The 18,849-nt window shown below is 67.8% G+C and carries 15 protein-coding genes; 3 read left to right on the top strand and 12 right to left on the bottom strand.

Going from position 1 to position 18,849, the window contains the following annotated elements; all coding sequences use genetic code 11:
* Positions 1 to 5: 5 nt before the first annotated feature.
* Positions 6 to 1,337 carry a M50 family metallopeptidase gene (locus tag AC1DXI_RS02360; protein WP_476937281.1) on the bottom strand — a complete coding sequence of 444 codons (1,332 nt, stop codon included), beginning with the start codon at positions 1,335 to 1,337 and terminating at the stop codon, positions 6 to 8.
* 18 nt (positions 1,338 to 1,355) lie between these two features.
* Positions 1,356 to 2,540 carry a 1-deoxy-D-xylulose-5-phosphate reductoisomerase gene (gene dxr / locus AC1DXI_RS02355; RefSeq protein ID WP_476937280.1) on the bottom strand — a complete coding sequence of 395 codons (1,185 nt, stop codon included), beginning with the start codon at positions 2,538 to 2,540 and terminating at the stop codon, positions 1,356 to 1,358.
* 108 nt (positions 2,541 to 2,648) lie between these two features.
* Between dxr and AC1DXI_RS02350 the strand changes: the two genes are divergently transcribed.
* Positions 2,649 to 4,151, top strand: a complete 1,503-nt coding sequence (locus AC1DXI_RS02350; protein ID WP_476937279.1) for a lipase maturation factor family protein — start codon at positions 2,649 to 2,651, stop codon at positions 4,149 to 4,151.
* A gap of 118 nt (positions 4,152 to 4,269) precedes the next feature.
* Here AC1DXI_RS02350 and AC1DXI_RS02345 read toward each other — a convergent pair whose 3' ends face one another.
* From AC1DXI_RS02345 to AC1DXI_RS02335, 3 genes are read right to left on the bottom strand one after another with little or no spacing between them, the layout of a single operon-like run.
* Positions 4,270 to 5,802: a tripartite tricarboxylate transporter permease gene (locus AC1DXI_RS02345; protein WP_476937278.1), complete on the bottom strand. Its 1,533-nt coding sequence runs from the start codon at positions 5,800 to 5,802 to the stop codon at positions 4,270 to 4,272.
* Positions 5,795 to 6,334, bottom strand: a complete 540-nt coding sequence (locus AC1DXI_RS02340) for a tripartite tricarboxylate transporter TctB family protein (RefSeq protein ID WP_476937277.1) — start codon at positions 6,332 to 6,334, stop codon at positions 5,795 to 5,797. Before AC1DXI_RS02340 ends, AC1DXI_RS02345 begins: the two co-directional genes overlap by 8 nt.
* A 2-nt stretch (positions 6,335 to 6,336) precedes the next feature.
* Positions 6,337 to 7,368: a Bug family tripartite tricarboxylate transporter substrate binding protein gene (locus AC1DXI_RS02335; RefSeq protein ID WP_476937276.1), complete on the bottom strand. Its 1,032-nt coding sequence runs from the start codon at positions 7,366 to 7,368 to the stop codon at positions 6,337 to 6,339.
* A gap of 172 nt (positions 7,369 to 7,540) precedes the next feature.
* Between AC1DXI_RS02335 and AC1DXI_RS02330 the strand changes: the two genes are divergently transcribed.
* Entirely contained in the window at positions 7,541 to 9,121 is a 1,581-nt protein-coding gene (locus AC1DXI_RS02330; protein WP_476937275.1) for an ATP-binding protein, read from the top strand.
* Complete coding sequence (locus AC1DXI_RS02325; RefSeq protein ID WP_476937274.1) at positions 9,118 to 9,864, top strand: response regulator; 747 nt, start codon at positions 9,118 to 9,120, stop codon at positions 9,862 to 9,864. The genes AC1DXI_RS02330 and AC1DXI_RS02325 overlap by 4 nt, the downstream gene beginning before the upstream one ends.
* Positions 9,865 to 10,576: 712 nt before the next feature.
* Here AC1DXI_RS02325 and AC1DXI_RS02320 read toward each other — a convergent pair.
* The 7 genes from AC1DXI_RS02320 to AC1DXI_RS02290 all read right to left on the bottom strand — a co-directional run bounded on the left by AC1DXI_RS02320 (position 10,577) and on the right by AC1DXI_RS02290 (position 18,710).
* On the bottom strand, positions 10,577 to 11,419 hold the full coding sequence (locus AC1DXI_RS02320; protein ID WP_476937273.1) for an HpcH/HpaI aldolase/citrate lyase family protein: 843 nt from the start codon (positions 11,417 to 11,419) through the stop codon (positions 10,577 to 10,579).
* Positions 11,416 to 11,988 (bottom strand): MaoC family dehydratase, encoded by a 573-nt coding sequence (locus AC1DXI_RS02315; RefSeq protein WP_476937272.1) that lies wholly within the window; start codon positions 11,986 to 11,988, stop codon positions 11,416 to 11,418. Before AC1DXI_RS02315 ends, AC1DXI_RS02320 begins: the two co-directional genes overlap by 4 nt.
* Positions 11,985 to 12,746, bottom strand: coding sequence for a CoA transferase subunit B (locus AC1DXI_RS02310; RefSeq protein WP_476937271.1), 762 nt, complete (start codon positions 12,744 to 12,746; stop codon positions 11,985 to 11,987). The genes AC1DXI_RS02315 and AC1DXI_RS02310 overlap by 4 nt, the downstream gene beginning before the upstream one ends.
* A 2-nt stretch (positions 12,747 to 12,748) precedes the next feature.
* On the bottom strand, positions 12,749 to 13,549 hold the full coding sequence (locus AC1DXI_RS02305; RefSeq protein WP_476937270.1) for a CoA transferase subunit A: 801 nt from the start codon (positions 13,547 to 13,549) through the stop codon (positions 12,749 to 12,751).
* Between the two features lie 19 nt (positions 13,550 to 13,568).
* Positions 13,569 to 14,732: an acyl-CoA dehydrogenase family protein gene (locus AC1DXI_RS02300; protein ID WP_476937269.1), complete on the bottom strand. Its 1,164-nt coding sequence runs from the start codon at positions 14,730 to 14,732 to the stop codon at positions 13,569 to 13,571.
* 98 nt (positions 14,733 to 14,830) lie between these two features.
* A complete protein-coding gene (locus AC1DXI_RS02295) occupies positions 14,831 to 17,095 on the bottom strand; it encodes an acetyl/propionyl/methylcrotonyl-CoA carboxylase subunit alpha (RefSeq protein WP_476937268.1) in 2,265 nt (754 codons plus the stop codon).
* 7 nt (positions 17,096 to 17,102) lie between these two features.
* Complete coding sequence (locus tag AC1DXI_RS02290) at positions 17,103 to 18,710, bottom strand: carboxyl transferase domain-containing protein (RefSeq protein ID WP_476937267.1); 1,608 nt, start codon at positions 18,708 to 18,710, stop codon at positions 17,103 to 17,105.
* Positions 18,711 to 18,849 lie beyond the last annotated feature (139 nt).

Genomic DNA, 18,849 nt, shown 5'->3' with positions numbered 1-18,849 from the left:
CGGCACTATCCGAAGAGGTTGACCGGCTTGACGATGTCGGCGTAGATCAGCAGCGCACCCATGCCCATCAGCAGCACCGCCACCACATATGTCACCGGGAGCAGCTTGGCGATATCGAAGGCGCCGGGATCCGGGCGGCCGAACAGCTTGGCGATCTGGCGGCGGGCCCCTTCGTACAGCGCGCCCGCGATGTGGCCGCCGTCGAGCGGCAGCAGCGGAATGAGGTTGAAGACGGCCAGGGCGAAGTTGAGTCCGGCCAGCAAACCCACCAGGGCGGCGAAGCGGGACTGCAGCGGGACCTCCTCCATCGCGGCGACCTCGCCGGCCACCCGGCCCACGCCCACCACGCTGATGGGGCCGTTGGGATCCCGGGGTTCCTCGCTGAAGGCCGCCTTGGCCACGCCGGCCACGCGCTCCGGCAGGTTCACCACGACGCCGGCAACCTGCTTGATGTTCTCCCCCGCCATAGGCAGAACGGACGACGACGGCTGCTGCACGAGTGCCGTCTGGGCGCCGATGCCCAGGAAGCCGACGTCCTGGTACTGGAGGCTGCCGTCAGCGGCCTTGGCCTGCCGGCCGTCGGGGCCGAGGACCGGGCGGGCGGAGAGCACGGGCGTGACAGTGGTGGAGACGGCGGCACCGCCGCGCTCCACAGTGATGCTGACCTGCCGGCCCGCCGAGGCGCGGATCCAGCCGGTGAGTTCGTCCCAACTGGTGACGGCCTTGCCGTCGAAGGAGGTGATGGTGTCATTCGGCAACAGGCCCGCGGCCGCGGCGGGGGTGGGCTTGCAGTCTGCGGAGTCCGGGTCCACGGTCTCGCCGGCCTTGACCTGGCACTTGGAGACGTCCGCGATGGTGGTGGTTTGGCTGGCGGTGCCGAATCCCATCAGCAGCACCGCGGTCAACACGACGCCGATCAGCAGGTTCATCGCGGGGCCGCCGAGCATGATGATGATCTTCTTCCAGACCGGCAGCCGGTAGAAGACCCGGTTTTCGTCGTCCGGGCCGATTTCCTCGTGGGCCAGAGAGCGGGCATCGGATGCCAGCGACTGGAACATTCCGGTGCTGGAGGTGCGGACGGTGCCGTCTTCCTTGTTGGGCGGGTACATCCCGATCATGGACACGTAGCCGCCCAGCGGGATGGCCTTGAGTCCGTACTCGGTTTCGCCCCTCCTCTTGGACCAGACGGTGGGTCCGAAACCGATCATGTACTTGGTCACGCGGACCTTGAACAGCTTGGCCGGGAGCAGGTGCCCGACTTCATGCAGGGCAATGGACGCGGCGATGCCGATCGCCACGAAGACGACACCGAGGACAAAGAGGAGGACGGGGCTCATACTGTGATCTGCTGCTTCCTAGACGCTTCTGACGGCTAAACGTTCGTGGGTGCGGGCGCGTGCCCATCTTTCAGCATCCAGCACTGACTCCACCGTCAGCCCGGAGGAGCCTGTGTGTTCGCTGAGGACGGCATCGATGGTGTCCACGATGTCGGTGAACCGGATCTGCCCGGCGTGGAAGGCCATCACCGCTTCCTCGTTCGCGGCGTTGAACACGGCCGGGAAGGTGCTGCCCTGCATGGCGGCAGCCTTGGCGAGGGCGACGGCGGGGAATGCCACGGCATCCAGCGGCTCGAACGTCCAACTGGTGGCCTTGCTCCAGTCACAGGCGCTGGCGGAGCCGGGCACGCGGTCCGGCCAGCCGAGGCCGAGGGCAATGGGCAGGCGCATGTCCGGCGGCGAGGCCTGGGCGATCGTGGAGCCGTCGACGAACTGGACCATGGAGTGCACCACGGACTGCGGGTGGACCACGACGTCGATCTTCTCCAGGGGGATGTCGAAGAGCAGGTGCGCCTCGATCACCTCCAGGCCCTTGTTGACCAGGCTGGCGGAGTTGGTGGTGACCATCAGGCCCATGTCCCACGTGGGGTGGGCGAGGGCGTCCTGCGGCGAGACATCGTGCAGTTCGTCCCGGGACTTGCCGCGGAACGGCCCGCCCGATGCCGTCAGGATCAGCCGGTCCACTTCCGCGGCTGAGCCGGAGCGCAGGCATTGGGCAATGGCCGAGTGCTCCGAATCCACAGGTACGATCTGCCCTTCGCGGGCCGCGGCCTTGACCAGGGCACCGCCGACGATCAGGGACTCCTTGTTGGCCAGGGCCAGCGTGGCACCGGATCGGAGCGCGGCCAGGGTGGGGGCAAGTCCGATGGATCCGGTGATGCCGTTGAGGACGACGTCGGCACTGATTTCCGCGATCCGGGTGGAGGCGTCGGGGCCGGTGATGATCTCGGGACGGTAGCCCGTCACTGAAGCCGCGCGGGCGGCGTCGTCGATCATGTCCCGGAGGGCGGCGGCCTCCCCGGAGGCGACGCCGACGGCCCAGGCCCGGGTGTGGACGGCCTGCCGGGCCAGAAGTTCGAGGTTGCCGCCGCCGGCGCTGAGCGCGACGACCTCAAAAAGGTGCGGGGCGCCGTCGACGACGTCGATCGCCTGTGTGCCGATGGAACCGGTGGACCCGAGGAGGACGATTTTGCGCGGCTGCATGATTCAAGTATCCCGCACGGCGTTCTGTGCTCGGGTTGCCGCTTTCCTCGCGCTGGCGGGTTGCCGCCACTCGTTGACGCAGCAGGGCGGAGGCGTAACGTGGAAAACGTGGAGTGGACCGCGTGGTTCGACGCGCCGGAGTACGAGTTCGCCCGGCAGGTGCTGCAGCGCAGCACCGCCACCCTGTATTTCGTGGCCTTCCTCTCCTCGCTCAACCAGTTCCCGGCCCTCCTCGGCGAGCGCGGCCTGTTGCCGGTGCCGGAGTACTTCGAGGGCTTCAACCGTTTGGGCCGGCCGAGCCTGTTCCGCTGGCGATACTCGGACCGGCTGTTGCGGACAGCGTGCTGGAGCGGCATGGCCATTGCCGCCACGCTGGTCGCCGGGCTGCCGCAGCTCGGGCCGCCCTGGGTTCCGCTCATCGCGTTCCTGGCCCTGTGGCTGCTGTACATGTCGATCGTGAACGTGGGGCAGACGTTCTACGGCTTCGGTTGGGAGATGCTGCTGCTCGAGGCAGGGTTCACGGTGGCCTTCCTCGGCTCCGACCAGACTCCCCCGCCGCGGACCATCCTGATCCTGCTGGTCTGGCTGGTGTTCCGGCTGGAGTTCGGCGCCGGCCTGATCAAGATCCGGGGCGGCCCGGAATGGCGGGACCTGACGGCCCTGTATTACCACCACGAGACCCAGCCGATGCCGGGGCCGCTGAGCCGGCAAGCGCACCTGCTCCCCAAGGCCTGGCACCGGCTGGAGGTCCTGGGCAACCACTTCGCCCAGCTGGTGGTGCCCTTCTTCCTCTTCGCCCCGCAGCCCTTGGCCAGCGCCGCCGCCGGGATCATCATTTTCACCCAGCTGTGGCTGGTGGCGAGCGGAAACTTCGCCTGGCTGAACTGGCTGGCGATCATCCTGGCCTTCGCTGCGGTCAGCGATCCCGTGGCGCACGCCGTGATCCCGGCGATCCCGCTGGACTGGCATGCCGCAGCCGCGTCCGCAGGAACCGGAGCAGAAGGGGCCGGGGCGGGCAGCCAGGCGCCGGTTGCGTGGCTCGTGGTGGTCCTGGTTGCCACCGTGCTGCTGGTGGTGCTCAGCTACCGGCCCATCGAGAACCTCTTCTCCCACCACCAGTTGATGAACGCGTCCTTCAACCGCTGGCAGCTGGTGAACACCTACGGCGCGTTCGGCACCGTCACGAAGCGGCGGATCGAGATCGTGGTGGAGGGGACGCTCGACTCGGATCCCGGCGACGACGCGGACTGGCGGGAGTACGGGTTCAGGGGCAAGCCCGGCGACGTCCGGCGCATCCCGCGCCAGTTCGCCCCATACCACCTGCGGCTGGACTGGCTGATGTGGTTCCTGCCGCTGCGTACCGTGCATGAGGAGTGGTTCTACGCGTTCCTGGCCAAACTGCTGGCGGCGGACCGGCCCACGCTGCGGCTGCTGCGCCATGACCCGTTCGACGGCGGACGGCCGCACTGGGTGCGTGCCAGCAGCTACCTCTACCGTTTCTCCACCCGGGCCGAGTTCCGCGCGACGGGCCAGCGCTGGATCCGGACCCCGCTGTATGTCGTCATCCCGCCGTCGCGGCTTCCGGCTGCGCGCCCGACGTCGGAGGGCTGAGGACTGTCCCGGGCAACCCAGTGACCGCGGTGCGTTCTCCTGGGCCCGTTTGCCGCGAATGGCCGGAATGAGGGTCGTCATTCCGGCCATTTGCGGCAATTCAGTGGAACGCCCGCGCCTAGACGGACACCTCTTCCTTCGCCGGCGTAGCCTCCAACGTTGCCTGGCGGCGGCGCAGCCACCACGAGGCAACGAAGATCAGCGCCATGGAGACGTACACCACCAGGGCGAACGGCGAGGAGAACAGGGCCATGGGGTCGTTCTGCGAGAGCTGCAGCGAACGCCGCAACTGCACCTCGAACATCGGTCCCAGGATCATCGCCACCACCATGGGCGCCACAGGGTAGCCGTAGCGGCGCATGAAGTAGCCCAGGATGCCCACCACCAGCAGGATGCCGACGTCGCTCGGGGAGAAGTTCACCGAGAAGGCGCCCAGGGCGGCGAAGACCAGGATGCCCGCGTAGAGGTAGGGCCGCGGGATCTGCAGGATCTTCACCCACAGGCCCACCAGCGGCAGGTTCAGCACCAGCAGCATGAGGTTGCCGACATACAGCGACGCGATCAGGGTCCAGACAAGCGCCCCCTGGTTTTCAAACAGGAGCGGGCCGGGCTGGATCTGGTAGCGCTGGAACGCCGTGAGCATCATGGCCGCCGTCGCCGTCGTCGGGATTCCGAGGGTCAGCAACGGCACCAGGACACCGGCGGCCGCGGCGTTGTTGGCCGCTTCCGGTCCGGCGACGCCTTCGATCGCGCCCTTGCCGAACTGGGCCTTGTTGGCGCCCTTGGCCAGCTTCCGCTCGGCCGCGTAGGACAGGAACGTGGAGACGTCCGCGCCGCCTGCCGGGACGGTGCCGATCGGGAACCCGATGAAAGTTCCGCGCAGCCACGGCTTCCAGGACCGCTTCCAGTCCTCCTTGGACAGCCAGGCGTTCTTGCCCTTGCTGACCGGGATGAGCTCCACGGGGCCGTGCCGCAGCTTGGAAGCGACATAAAGCGCCTCGCCGAGGGCAAAGAGGCCTACGGCAACGAGGACCATGTCGACGCCGTCCACCAGGGTGGGGTTGTCGAACGTGAAACGCTGCTGCGCCGTGCTGTCATCGATGCCGATCAGGCCGATGAACAGCCCGAGGGCCAGGGATGCCAGGCCGCGCAGGACGGAGGCGCCCAGCAGCGCACCGACGGTCAGGAAGGCCACCACCATGAGGGCCACATAGTCCACGGGGCCGAGGCCGACGGCGAAGTCGGCCACGACGGGCGCCAGGAAGGTCAACAGGACCGTGGCGATAGTGCCCGCGATGAAGGATCCGATCGCCGCCGTCGCCAGGGCTGCCGCTCCCCTGCCGGCCTTGGCCATCTTGTTTCCCTCGAGCGCCGTGACGATCGAGGAGGACTCACCCGGCGTGTTCAGCAGGATGGAGGTGGTGGAACCGCCGTACATGCCGCCGTAGTAGATCCCGGCGAACACGATCAACGCGGCCGCGGGGTCCAGGGCATAGGTGATAGGCATGAGCAGAGCCACGGTCATGGCGGGGCCAATGCCGGGCAGCACTCCGACGGCGGTGCCGACGAAGACCCCGCCCAGCGCGTAGAGCAGGTAGACGGGCTGCAGCGCGGTGCTGAATCCTTCGAGCAGGAGCATGAAGCTATCCATGGAAGAACGGCACCCCCTCGAGCAGCGGCCCCGGCGGCAGGGACACGCCCAGCAGGCCACCGAAGACGTACTGCAGCACCAGCGCCAGGATCACGGACACGGTGATCGCCTTCCAGAGGGGTTTGGCGTCCAGGGACCAGGCGGCACCGCTGAAGAGCACGGCGGCGGCCACCGGCCAGCCGGCCGGCTCGATCAGGAAGATGTGCAGCACCACGAAGCCCACCAGTTTGGCCAGCGCCACCCAGTCGGTCTTGGCGGTCACGTCCAGGTCTTCGCTGTCCTCGGCCTGCCCGACCTTGCCGCGGAGGACCTGCAGGACCACGCCGGCGCCGCACAGCACCAGCAGGCCGCACACGATGTAGGGAAAGGCGCGCGGGCCGATGCCGGTCTCCGACGGCGGAATCGGAATGGATCCCGCCGTCGCCAGGCCCGCGACGCCCACGCTGACGAACACCAGGGCGAACAGGATCTCCCCGGTCGGCCGTTTGGCGGGCGCCGCGGCGGAAGACGACTGTGATGCGAGGGACGACACTGCTACTTGACCAGGCCGATCTGGGTCAGGGTGGTCTTGACCTTGGCGATGTCCTCGGTCAGGAAGGTCTTGAAGCCGTCACCGGCCAGGAACGCGTCGTCCCAGTTGTTCTTGGTCAGGGTGGACTTCCAGGCCTCGGACGCGTGCAGCTTGGTGACGACGTCGGTCAGCTTCGCGCGCTGGGCGTCGTCGATGGACCCGGGAGCCACCACGCCGCGCCAGTTGGTCAGCACGACATCGATCCCCTGGTCCTTGAGCGGCTTGATCCCGGGAAGGGCCGGGGCCTCGGCCTTTCCGGAGACGGCGAGCGCCCGGACCTTGCCGGCCTTGACCTGTTCGGCGTACTCGCCCACGCCGGAGATACCGGCCTGGACCTTGTTGCCGAGCAGCGCCGCGATGGACTCGCCGCCGCCGGAGTAGCCGATGTAGTTCAGCTTGTCCGCCTCCACGCCCTGGGATTTCAGGATCTGCCCGGCCAGGATGTGGTCCGCGCCGCCGGCCGAGCCACCGGTGATGGCCACGCCCTTGCCGTTGGCCTTGATGTCCGCGACGAGGTCGGCGACGGACTGGTACTTCGACGACGCCGGCACCACGAGGACCAGCGGCTCTTCGGTCAGCCGCGCGATCGGGGTGGTGTCTTCGAGCCGGGTCTTGGCGCCGTTGGTCTCGACCGCACCCACCATGACGTAGCCCATCACCATGAGGGTGTTGACGTCCTTCTCGGTGGCGAGCTTGGCGAGGCCATTGGTCCCGCCGCCGCCGCCGATGTTGGTGACCTGGGCGGAGGAGACGAGCTTATTCGTCTGCAGGTCCTGCTGCATGGCGCGTCCGGTCTGGTCCCATCCGCCGCCGGGGTTGGCCGGGACGATGATGCTGAGCTTCTTGATGGGGTCGGCGCCCGCGGACGCGCCGACAGCCGTGCCGGTCCCGCTTCCTGCGCAGGCGGACATGGCCAGGACGACTCCGGCGGCGCCGGCAATGAGGGCGGCGCGGCGGGTGTGGGTGGGCCGGGTGAAAAAGTTCTGGGCAGTCATGGTTTCTCCTTGAGCGAATGTGATGCACATCATTGGAATCACGTCACCGACCCTAGGAGCGCCCGGAGAAGGGCAACAGCATTTGGCCTTAGAGGTAGTAGTGGTCATATTGGTCACGGCCCCGGCCGCCTTTTTGGCGGGCGGACTGCGTTGCCAATGGGAAACTTGTGACATGTTTCACAGGATTCCCCTTCGGTACCAGCTGGTCGCGTTGCAGCTGGGCATCGTGCTGGCCGTCCTCACGGCGGTGGGGGCCGTGACCATCCGGATGCAGGAACAACAGCTCCGGGACGCCTACAAGGGCCGGCTGATCGGCGTGGCCGAAAGTGTTGCCCAGCTGCCCTCGGTCATCAACGCGTTCGGAACGCCGTCGCCGGCCCAGACCATCCAGCCGATCGCGGAAGTCATCCGGCAGGCATCCAATGTCACCTATGTGGTGGTGACAGACCGGCACGGGGTCCGGCAGTCGCACCCCAATCCGGCGGAAATCGGCCGGCCGGTCTCCACCGATCCTTCCGTGCCCCTGTCCGGGGAGATCTACGTGGGTACCCAGACGGGCACGCTCGGTGAGTCCTGGCGGGTGAAGGTTCCCATCTTCGATGCGGCCGGCGCGGTGATCGGCTCCGCATCCGTCGGGGTGCTGGAGAGCACCCTGGCCGCCGACCTCCATGAGGACATGCCGCAGCTGTTCGGCTGGCTGCTCGGGGCGGCGCTGCTGAGTTCGCTGGGCGCGATGTATGTCTCGAAACTGGTGTGGCGGCGGATCTACAAACTCGAGCCGGAGGACATTGCTGCCCTGCTGGAGACGCGCGACGCCATGCTCCACGGCCTGGGTGAAGGACTGGTGGCGGTGGACGCCGACGGCAGGATCGCGCTGGTCAATGATGAGGCACGCCGCCTGCTAGCCCTGGCAGGGGACATCACCGGAACCCCTGCAGCGGCAAGCCTGGAACCGGCGGTCCTCCGCTTGCTCTCGGCCGGGTCCGCCACGGAGGAACTGGTGCTCTCGGGTGAGCGGATCCTGCTGGGCAAGGTCAATGCGGCCACCGTCGACGGCCGCGAGGTCGGCAAGGTGCTGATCCTGCGTGACCGCACGGAACTGCACACCGTCCTGCGTGACCGCGACGGCGCCGTGGACGTGACGCAGGCACTCCGTGCCCAGGCGCACGAATTCGCCAACAAACTGCACGTCATTTCCGGGCTGCTGGAGCTCGGAAAGCAGGACAAGGCCATCGAATACCTGGGCCGCAGCCACAACGACGCCGTCTTCGCGAACCGGCCGCTGGCGCCCGGAATCACCGATCACGGGGTCCAGGCTCTGTTGATCGCCAAGTCCACGGTCTGCGCCGAGCGCGGCATCGAGATCATCGTCAGCCCGGATTCGCTGTGCTCGGCCGATGACTCGGGCGACGTCATCACGGTGCTGGGCAACCTGATCGACAACGCTGTGGACGCTGTTGGTTACGACAGCACTGTTGCCATCCGGCTGGGCGAGAGCGCCGACGGCGGGCGGACCATCGTGGTGGAAGACGACGGACCCGGCGTCCCGGTTCCTGAACGCGCTAAAGTGTTCGAGCCCGGCGTGACCAGCAAGGAGGCCGAGGGAATCAACAGCCGCGGGTTTGGGCTGGCCCTGGTCCAGCGGGTTGCCCTCCGGCGCGGAGGCCGGGCGGCGGTATCCTCATCGGCGTTGGGTGGAGCCTGCTTCTCGGTAGAGCTCAGGACAAAAGAGGCGGAACTACAGAAGCAATGAGCGCCATACGCACCCTCATCATCGACGATGACGTAGCAGTGGCCGGGATCCATCACGGGTTCCTGCTGGCACGCGGCGGATTCGACGTCGTGGCCATGGCCCACACCGGGCAGCAGGGCCTCGATCTGGCCGCGGAGCTGGGGCCGGAGCTGGTATTGCTGGACATCCACTTGCCGGACATGTCCGGCCTGGATGTCCTGCAACGGCTGCGCGGGCGCCGGCGGCCGGTGGATGTCCTCGTGATCACCGCGTCCAGGGAACTTGACACCGTCCGGGGCGCGATGGCCGGCGGGGTGCTGCACTACCTGGTCAAGCCTTTCTCCTCGCAGGCATTGATCGAACGGCTGGACGAGTACGTCATGCTGCGGGAGGAACTGGCCTCCGGCGGCACCGGAGAGCTGGACCAGGCAAGCATCGACCGCCTGGTGGCTCCCTCCCGCCGGTCCGCGCTGGCGGAAACTCCGGCGCGCACCCCGGCGGGACAGTCAGCCCAGCCGGAACCGGGCCAGGCTGTCCTGCGGCTGCCCAAGGGACTCTCCCGGCCCACCCTGGACGCTGTGGTCGAGGCACTGAAGGCCAGTCCGGAGGACGTCTCCGCGGCCGGCCTGGCGCTGCAGCTGGGCCTGTCCCGGGTCAGTGCCCGCCGCTACCTCGAGTACCTCGTGGTTCACGGCCATGCCCGGCTGACGCCCCGCTACGGAGCGGCGGGCCGGCCCGAGAACCGCTACCTCTGGCGCCGCTGAACATGTCTGGTTCTTGAAGGCCGCACTGAGCATGTCCAGTTCTTCAAGGCCGCACTGAGCATGTCCAGTTCTTCAAGGCAGCACTGAGCATGCCCAGTTCTTCAAGGCAGCACTGAGCATGCCCAGTTCATGAAGGCCGCACGGAGCATGTCCAGCTCATGAAGGCAGCACTGAGCATGTCCAGTTCATGGGGCAGCCCGGGACACATGGCACCAATGCGGGGACAGGGCCTCGGAGACTGGTCGAGGATTCAGAGCCACAGGGCACCCATTCGACGCAGATGGCCGCAATAGGACCAGCCAATCCGGCCATCTGTGGCGAATCAACGAAGCCCAGCCCGGCAGGGTCCCACCTCGGCACCCGCGAAGATGCCCGGCCAGCCCCGGGACGCCGGCAGCCACCCAGAGACACGTGGCACAAATGCGGGGCACGGGCCTCGGAGACTGGTCGAGGATTCAGAGCCACAGGGCACCCATTCGACGCAGATGGCCGCAATAGGACCAGCCATTCCGGCCATCTGTGGCGAATCGACGAGTTTCACACGGCAGAGCTTCACCCGGGCACACGTTGGTGGGCACGTGACTGCGTCCAGGACCCGATGGGCACGTGACCGCGTCCAGGACCCGATGGGCACGTGACCGTCCAGGACCCGATGGGCACGTGACGGCGTCCAGGACCCGGCGGGCACGTGACGGCGTCCAGGACCCGGCGGTCAGGACCCGACGCGGCCCGCGCGGCGCAGTGTGGACGCGGCGTGCTTGAGGATGGGCCCGTCGATCATCTTGCCCTTGAACTGGAAGACGCCCGAGCCTGCGGCAGAGGCGGCGTCGAGCAGCTCGGCGGCCGCTGAGACGTCGGCCTCGGTGGGCGCGTAGGCTTCGCGGACCACGGCCACCTGGTCCGGGTGGATGCAGGCCTTGGACGAGAATCCGGATGCCACGGCGTCACGGGATTCGAGGGCCAGCCCGGCCAGATCCGGGATGTTGACGTACACGGCGTCGATCGCGTCCTTGCCGAAGGCGCCGGCGGCCAGCAGGACACTGGAACGGGCGTGCAGCGCGACGGCCCGGTAGCTGCCGTCCTCCGATCGGCTGGAGGTTCCGCCGAGCGACGCCAGCAGGTCCTCCGCACCCCACATCAGGGCCACCACATTGGGCTCGGCGGCGATGGCGGCGGCGTTGAGCACGCCGGCGGCCGTCTCGCAGAGGGCAATCACGCTGTAGCCCTCGAGTACCCTCAGCTGGGCCGCGCTCTCCGCCTTGGCCAGCATGATGTGCCGGTAGGGCGTGTGCTTGAGGCAGTGCAGGTCCTTCTCGAACTCGTCCGTGCCCGCCGGGTTGACCCGGACGATCGTGCGGGACGGATCCAGTTCCGGGACGTCGCCGGTGGCGCCGAGTTGGGCGAGGATGGCGCCCCGGGCCCGCTGCTTGTCGGCGGGGGCGACGGCGTCCTCGAGGTCCACGATCACGGTGTCGGAGCGTTCGGCGGCTTTCTGGTACCGCTCGGGGCGGTCGGCGGGGCAGAACAGCAGGGCAGGGCCCATCAGGAAACTCATGTCTCTATTCTCCCCTTTTGCGCCGCTTCCAGCTCGGCAGCGGCGTGGGCCTCGCGTGTCCACATCAGGCAGCTGCGGACGGCGAGCGCCACTACGTCCCCGCGCTGGTTCCGTCCGGTGTGCTGCATGGTCACGATGCCCTGGCCGGGGCGGGACGCGGACAGTCTCTTCCCGGTCACCACCGTCTCCGTGTACAGGGTGTCCCCGTGGTACAGCGGGCGCGGAAAGGACACATCCGTCAGGCCCAGCTGGGCGATGATGGTGCCCTGGGTCAGCTGCGGCACGGACTGGCCCACCACCGTGGCAAGGGTGAACATCGAATTCATCAGCCGCTGGCCGAAGGGCTGCCCTGCGCTCCAGGCCGCGTCGAGGTGCAGGGCCTGGGTGTTCATGGTCATGGTGGTGAACAGGACGTTATCCGTCTCCGTGACCGTCCGGCCCGGCCGGTGGGCGTAGACCACGCCCTCCTGAAGCTCATCGAAATAGAGGCCGCGCTGCTCGATCACCCGGGGGGTGCCGGTACCCGGGTGTGCGCCTGTGCCCGGTGAAGTCGTGTCTGCGTCGCTCATACGGTCAGTTCCTGGTCTTCCTCAAAGAGTTCGGCTCCGGTGGCGGCCACCACGTCCTCCACGGACACGTTCGGCGCCAGCTCCCGCAGCACCAGCCGGGACTTCCCGCCCTCGGTCACGACGTCGATCACGGCGAGGTCGGTGATGATCCGGTCCACGCAGCCCTTGCCGGTCAACGGCAGCGTGCAGGTTTCCACGATTTTCGGTTTGCCGTTGCGGTCCACGTGATCCATCATCACGATCACCTTCTTGGCCCCGAACACCAGGTCCATCGCGCCGCCCATGCCCTTGACCATCTTGCCCGGGATCATCCAGTTGGCGAGGTCGCCGTTGGCGGCGACCTCCATGGCGCCTAGCACGGCCACATCGACGTGGCCGCCCCGGATCATGCCGAAGGAGACGGCGGAATCGAAGAACGCCGCACCCTTGTTGACCGTGACGGTTTCCTTGCCGGCATTGATCAGGTCCGGATCGACCTCATCCTCGGCCGGGTACGGCCCGACGCCCAGGATGCCGTTTTCCGAATGCAGCACCACCTCGACGCCGGCCGGAATGTAGTTCGGTATCAGCGTCGGCATGCCGATGCCGAGATTGACGTACTGGCCGTTGTGCAGTTCCTGCGCCACCCGGGCCGCGAGTTCATTGCGGGTCCAGCCCTTGCCGTCAATGCCGGCGGCGTGTACGACGGCGGAGCGGCGGTATTCGTGGCGCACGGCCTCGGGACGGGGTGGGGCCTCGGGGGCTTTGTTCGTTTCCACGGCTATGCTCCTGCCTGCTCCGGCGACAGAATTGGTGTGCCGGAGGCGCCGGTGGCCACCGCAACCGTCCGCTTCTCAATGCGTTTCTCGCCCTGCGGGGCCAGGACCACGCGCTGGACGAAGATCCCCGGGACGTGGACGTGCTCCGGGTCCAGCTCCCCCGGCTGCACGAGTTCCTCGACCTCGGCGATGGTGATCTTCCCGGCCATGGCGCACAGCGGGTTGAAATTCATGGCCGTGGCGTGGAAGACGAGGTTGCCGTGGCGGTCACCCTTCCAGGCGTGCACCAGGCCGAAGTCGGGCGTCAGCGATTCTTCCAGCACGTAGTCGGCGCCGTGGAAGCTGCGGACTTCCTTGGCGGCGGAGGCAATCGCGACGTTGCCCTCGGCGTCGTACTTCTGCGGCAGGCCGCCGTCGGAGACCTGGGTCCCGACGCCGGCCGGGGTATAGAACGCGGGGATGCCCGCGCCGCCGGCGCGCAGCTTTTCCGCCAGCGTGCCCTGCGGGGTGAGCACCACCTCCAGCTCGCCGGAAAGGTACTGCCGGGCGAACTCCTTGTTCTCGCCTACGTAGGAGCTGATGGTGCGCCGGATCCGGCCGTCCTTGAGCAGGATCCCGAGGCCCCAGTCGTCGACGCCGCAGTTGTTGCTGACGGTTTCCAGGTCCGTGGCACCTCGCTCATGCAGGGCCTCGATCAGCGTCACGGGGATGCCGCACAGCCCGAACCCGCCGACGGCGAGGGAGGCGCCGTCGTGGATGTCCGCGACGGCCTCGGCGGCGCTGGCAACAACTTTGTTGATCATCGGTGATCCTTCCGGCCGGCTACAGTCCCAGTTCGCGGGCGATCAGCATCAGCTGGACCTCCGTGGTGCCCTCGCCGACTTCAAGGATCTTGGAGTCGCGGTAGTGGCGTGCCACGGTGAATTCGTTGATGAAGCCATAGCCGCCGAACACCTGGGTGGCGTCCCGCGCGTTGTCCATGGCTGCCTCGCCTGCGACCATCTTAGCGATGGCCGCCTGCGTCTTGAACGGCTTGCCGGCAAGCATCCGGGCGGCCGCGTCGTAGTAGGCCAGGCGGGCCGTGTGGGCGCGGGCTTCCATCCGGGCGATCTTGAAGGCGATGGCCTGGTACTTGCCGATGTTCTGCCCGAACGCGCTGCGTTCCTTGGCGTATTTCACCGACTGGTCCACACAGCCCTGGGCGGCTCCGACGGCGAGTGCCGCGATCGCGATCCGGCCTTCATCGAGGATGGAGAGGAAGTTCGCGTAACCGCGGCCCCGGGTGCCGAGCAGGTTCTCCTCGGGGACGTGGACGTTGTCGAGGGTCAGCGGGTGGGTGTCGGAGGCGTTCCAGCCAACCTTGTTGTAGGCCTTTTCCGCTGTGAAGCCCGGGGTGTTGGTGGGCACCAGGATGGTGGAGATTTCCTTCTTGGTGCTGCCGTCCGCACGCTCCTCCTGGCCGGTGACGGCGGTGACGGTGACGAGCCTGGTGATGTCCGTGCCGGAGTTGGTGATGAACTCCTTGTTGCCGTTGATGACCCACTCTCCGCCGCCCAGCTTGGCTGTGGTCTTGGTGCCGCCGGCATCGGAGCCGGCTTCCGGCTCGGTCAGGCCGAAGCCGGCGAGCGCCTTGCCGGAGGCCAGCAGCGGCAGCCACCCCTGTTTCTGCGCCTCGTTGCCGAAGCGGTGGATCGGCATCGCGCCGAGCGAGACGCCGGCCTCGAGGGTGATGGCGACGGACTGGTCCACCCGGCCGAGCTGCTCCAGGGCCAGGGCCAGGGCGAAGTAGTCCCCGCCCATGCCGCCGAACTCTTCCGGGAACGGCAGGCCGAAGAGGCCCATGTCCGCCATCTGGGAGACCACTTCGTAGGGGAAGCTGTGCTCTTCGTCGTGCTTGGCGGAGACCGGGGCCACCACCTCGTCGGCGAATTCGCGGACGGTGTCGCTAAGGATCTGGTAGTCCTCGCTGAGTTCAAAATCTGGCATGGGGTGACTCCTTTGTCTGAGGTGCATCTGTGGTCTGTTGAAAATGGGTGTTGGCTGGGCTGGGACTGGCCAGCCCGCGGTGGATCAGTACGGTGCAGTCATTCGGCCGCACCCATCGCGATGACGGCTTCCTCGATCGTGTCCTCCGCCTTCGAGGGTTCAGTCGGGACGGCGGGGTGGATCGTCGCCAGCACCTGGTCTGCCTTGACGAGGTCGCCGGAGCCGACGCTGATGTGGACGGTTCCGTCCAGGGGCGCCACGAGCTGGTGCTCCATCTTCATCGCCTCCACGGAGAGCAGGACCTGGCCGGCCTCCACGGTGTCGCCGTTGCCGACGGACACGGATACCACGGTGCCGGGCATCGGCGAGCGCACGGCCGGGTCAGCCGCGCCTTCCTCGCGTTCGATCGCGGCCAGCACCCTGGCCAGCCGCGCCTCGCGGGTGAGCACCTCGAGGCGGCACGACCAGCCCTCGTTGCCGAGGAAGAGTGCCGATAGGGCGCGGGGATCGGGAGCCATCCATCTCTGGGCGGCAGGACCGGTGCGAACGGGGGCAAGTGCATAGCTGCTGGCCCCGCCATCGAGGGTGAGCACCGGGCGATCCCGCGCGGTGTACTCCAGGAAGGCGGTGAGCTGCGGCCCTCCGTTAACGCTTACAGTGACCTGCTCCCCCGCGGCCGGGCCCCTCACCTCCACTGTGGCGACACCGCCATCGGGAGTTCCCAGGCTGATCCGGCGCGGCGCCGGCGCACCGATCCGCCAGCCGTCGCGGCGCTGCCACGGGCTGCCTTCACGCTCCTCCTGCTTGGCTTCCTCCGTCAAGGCCAAGGCGTACAGTGCGGCGACCACAAGTTCGCTGTCGCCCACCCGCCGGAAGCTGAAGTCCGGCATCTTGCGTTCGATCAGGCCGGTGTCGAGCCGGCCGGCGCGGACGTCGGCGTCGTTGACCAGCAACCTGAGATACTCAACATTGGTGTCGACGCCCAGCACTGTGTACCCGGCGAGCGCCTCGTCCAGGGTATCCAAAGCCGCCGCCCGGTCCTCGCCCCAGGCGATGACCTTGGAAATCATCGGATCGTAGCTGGAGGAGATCTCGAGTCCGTGGACGAGGGCGGAGTCCACCCGGACGCGGCCGCGGGCCGTTTCGACTTCGTTGCGCGCCGGAGCGCTCGGGCGCTGGGCCGGGCCGGGCAATTCGTCCAGTAGCAGCACTTCACCGCCTGAGGGCAGGAAGTTCTTCTCCGGCACCTCGGCGTAGACGCGTGCCTCCACCGAGTGGCCGGTGAGCACGACGTCGGCCTGGGTCACCGTGAGTTCCTCGCCGGCGGCGATGCGGACCTGCCATTCGACGAGGTCCACGCCGGTGACCATCTCGGTGACCGGGTGCTCTACCTGCAGGCGGGTGTTCATCTCCATGAAGAAGAACTCGTCCGGGGCGGCGTCCGAAACCAGGAATTCCACGGTGCCGCCGCCGCTGTACTTCACGCTGCGCGCGGCGTTGCAGGCAGCCTCGCCGATCCGGGCCCGGATAGCCGCCCCGTCGGGGAGGGACTCCAGCAGCGGGGACGGGGCTTCCTCGATGACCTTCTGGTGGCGGCGCTGCAGCGAGCACTCGCGCTCCCCCAGATGGATGACGTTGCCGTGGTTGTCCGCCAGCACCTGGACCTCGATGTGCCGCGGGGTGAGCACGAGCCGTTCCAGGAACAAGGTGTCGTCGCCGAAGGCGCTCGCCGCGACCCGGCGGGCGGTGGCCAGCGTGGCTTCAAGGTCCTCGGCGCGTTCGACGATGTGCATGCCCTTGCCGCCGCCGCCGGCGGAGGGCTTGATCAGCAGCGGGAAGCCGACGCCGGCCGCGGCCTCGATCAGCTGGGCGTCGGTCATGCCGGGTTCGGCGATGCCCGGGACCACCGGGACACCGTAGCCGGTGACGTGGTTCTTGGAGCGGATCTTGTCGCCCATGACGTTCAGGGATTCGACGCCGGGGCCGATGAACGTGATCCCGGCTGCTTCCAGGGCGCGGGCGAAGTCGACGTTTTCGCTCAGGAAGCCGTAGCCCGGGTGCACGGCTTCGGCGCCGGTGTCGCGGCAGGCCTGCAGGATGGCGTCAATCTTCAGGTAGCTCTCGGTGGCGGCGGCGGGGCCGATCCGCACCGCGACGTCCGCCTCCCGCACGTGCCGGGCACCGGCGTCGGCGTCGGAATAGACGGCCACCGAACGGATCCCGAGGGCGCGCAGGGTCCGGATGACGCGGCAGGCGATTTCGCCGCGATTGGCGACGAGCACGCTGCCGAACAGCGGGGTGCCGGTGGTGGGGGCGGCTGGCGGGGTGGCCACGGAAGGCGTGGTGGGCGAAGAAATGGTCATTGCTGGCTCACATCCGGAACAGGCCGAAGGAGGTCTCCGGCAGTGGGGTGCGGGAGACGACGTCGAGCGCCAGTCCCAGGACGGTGCGGGTGTCCGCGGGGTCGATCACGCCGTCGTCCCAGAGCCGGGCGGTGGAGTAGTAGGGGCTGCCCTGGTCCTCGTACTGGGCCTTGATGGGGGCCTTGAACGCTTCCTCGTCCGCGGCGGACCATTCCTCGCCGCGGGCCTCGTACTGGTCCCGCTTCACGGTCGCGAGCACGCTGGAGGCCTGGTTGCCGCCCATCACGGAGATCCGCGACGCCGGCCACATCCACAGGAAGCGCGGCGAGTAGGCCCGCCCGCACATCGAATAGTTGCCGGCGCCGAAGGAGCCGCCAATCACCACCGTGAGCTTGGGAACCCTGGCGGTGGCGACGGCGGTGACCATCTTGGCGCCGTTCTTGGCGATGCCGCCCTGCTCGTAGTCCTTGCCGACCATGAAGCCGGAGAGGTTCTGCAGGAAGATCAGCGGGATGCCGCGCTGGTCGCAGAGTTCGATGAAGTGCGCGCCCTTGAGGGAGGACTCGCTGAACAGCACGCCGTTGTTCGCCACGATGCCCACCGGGTGGCCGTGCAGATTGGCGAAGCCCGTGACCAGGGTGGTGCCGTAGTTCTTCTTGAACTCATGGAACCGGCTGCCGTCGACCAGCCGGGCGATGACCTCGCGCACGTCGTACTGGGCGTTGACGTCCGTGGGAACGGCACCGTAGAGCTCGTCCGGGTCGGCAACGGGCTCGACGACGGTGTCCACGTCCCAGACGGGCGGGGCGGGCTTCGGCAGGGTGGAGACGATGTCGCGGACGATCTGGAGGGCGTGCTCGTCGTTCTCGGCCAGGTGGTCGGTGACGCCGGAGATTTTCGAGTGCACGTCGCCGCCGCCGAGTTCCTCCGCCGTGACGATCTCGCCGATCGCGGCCTTCACCAGCGGCGGGCCGCCCAGGAAGATGGTGCCTTGGTTGCGGACAATCACCGTCTCGTCGCTCATCGCGGGAACGTACGCGCCGCCGGCGGTGCAGGAGCCCATGACGGAGGCGATCTGCGGGATCTTCGCCGCGGACATCCTCGCCTGGTTGAAGAAGATCCGGCCGAAATGTTCCTTGTCCGGGAAGACCTCGTCCTGCTTGGGCAGGAACGCCCCGCCCGAGTCCACGAGGTAGATGCACGGAAGCCGGTTTTCCAGCGCGATTTCCTGTGCGCGGAGGTGCTTCTTCACCGTCATCGGATAATAGGTGCCGCCCTTGACCGTGGCGTCGTTGGAAATGACCAGCACCTGGCGGCCGTGCACCAGCCCGATGCCGGCAATGACGCCGGCGCCGGGCGAGTCGCCGTCGTACATGCCGTCCGCCGCCAGCGGGGCGATCTCCAGGAAGGGGCTGCCGTCATCGAGCAGCTGGTCAATGCGCTCGCGCGGAAGAAGCTTGCCGCGCGCCACGTGGCGTTCCCGGGACTTTGCCGGCCCGCCCAGTGCGGCGGTGGCGAGCCGATCCCTCAGCTCTCCGGCCAGCCCCAGTTGGGCTTCCCGGTTCGCGGCGTAGGCGGTGCTCGTCGCATCCACCCGGCTGGCGATTGTCTCCATTGACTGCTTCCGTTCCCTGACCTGCGCGGACCTGCGCGCCGGACCGGCAGCTCAGGCCGCCCCGGCTATTTCGGTTAGTACCGCATAACTGAGATTTAGGTTAGTCTCTATTAACTGTGATGTCCAACACAGGGATCAT

It is taken from the genome of Arthrobacter sp. P1_H7, assembly GCF_056405215.1.
Note: the sequence above shows the minus strand (reverse complement) of the source record. Positions and strands in the feature narration are given on the sequence as shown.

Coding starts and splice junctions, on each gene's coding strand:
- AC1DXI_RS02335 (WP_476937276.1), bottom strand. CDS start 7,368: ATGACTGCCCAGAACTTTTTCACCCGGCCCACCCACACCCGCCGCGCC.
- AC1DXI_RS02315 (WP_476937272.1), bottom strand. CDS start 11,988: ATGAGCGACGCAGACACGACTTCACCGGGCACAGGCGCACACCCGGGT.
- AC1DXI_RS02325 (WP_476937274.1), top strand. CDS start 9,118: ATGAGCGCCATACGCACCCTCATCATCGACGATGACGTAGCAGTGGCC.
- AC1DXI_RS02330 (WP_476937275.1), top strand. CDS start 7,541: ATGTTTCACAGGATTCCCCTTCGGTACCAGCTGGTCGCGTTGCAGCTG.
- AC1DXI_RS02290 (WP_476937267.1), bottom strand. CDS start 18,710: ATGGAGACAATCGCCAGCCGGGTGGATGCGACGAGCACCGCCTACGCC.
- dxr (WP_476937280.1), bottom strand. CDS start 2,540: ATGCAGCCGCGCAAAATCGTCCTCCTCGGGTCCACCGGTTCCATCGGC.
- AC1DXI_RS02360 (WP_476937281.1), bottom strand. CDS start 1,337: ATGAGCCCCGTCCTCCTCTTTGTCCTCGGTGTCGTCTTCGTGGCGATC.
- AC1DXI_RS02305 (WP_476937270.1), bottom strand. CDS start 13,549: ATGATCAACAAAGTTGTTGCCAGCGCCGCCGAGGCCGTCGCGGACATC.
- AC1DXI_RS02345 (WP_476937278.1), bottom strand. CDS start 5,802: ATGGATAGCTTCATGCTCCTGCTCGAAGGATTCAGCACCGCGCTGCAG.
- AC1DXI_RS02300 (WP_476937269.1), bottom strand. CDS start 14,732: ATGCCAGATTTTGAACTCAGCGAGGACTACCAGATCCTTAGCGACACC.
- AC1DXI_RS02295 (WP_476937268.1), bottom strand. CDS start 17,095: ATGACCATTTCTTCGCCCACCACGCCTTCCGTGGCCACCCCGCCAGCC.
- AC1DXI_RS02320 (WP_476937273.1), bottom strand. CDS start 11,419: ATGAGTTTCCTGATGGGCCCTGCCCTGCTGTTCTGCCCCGCCGACCGC.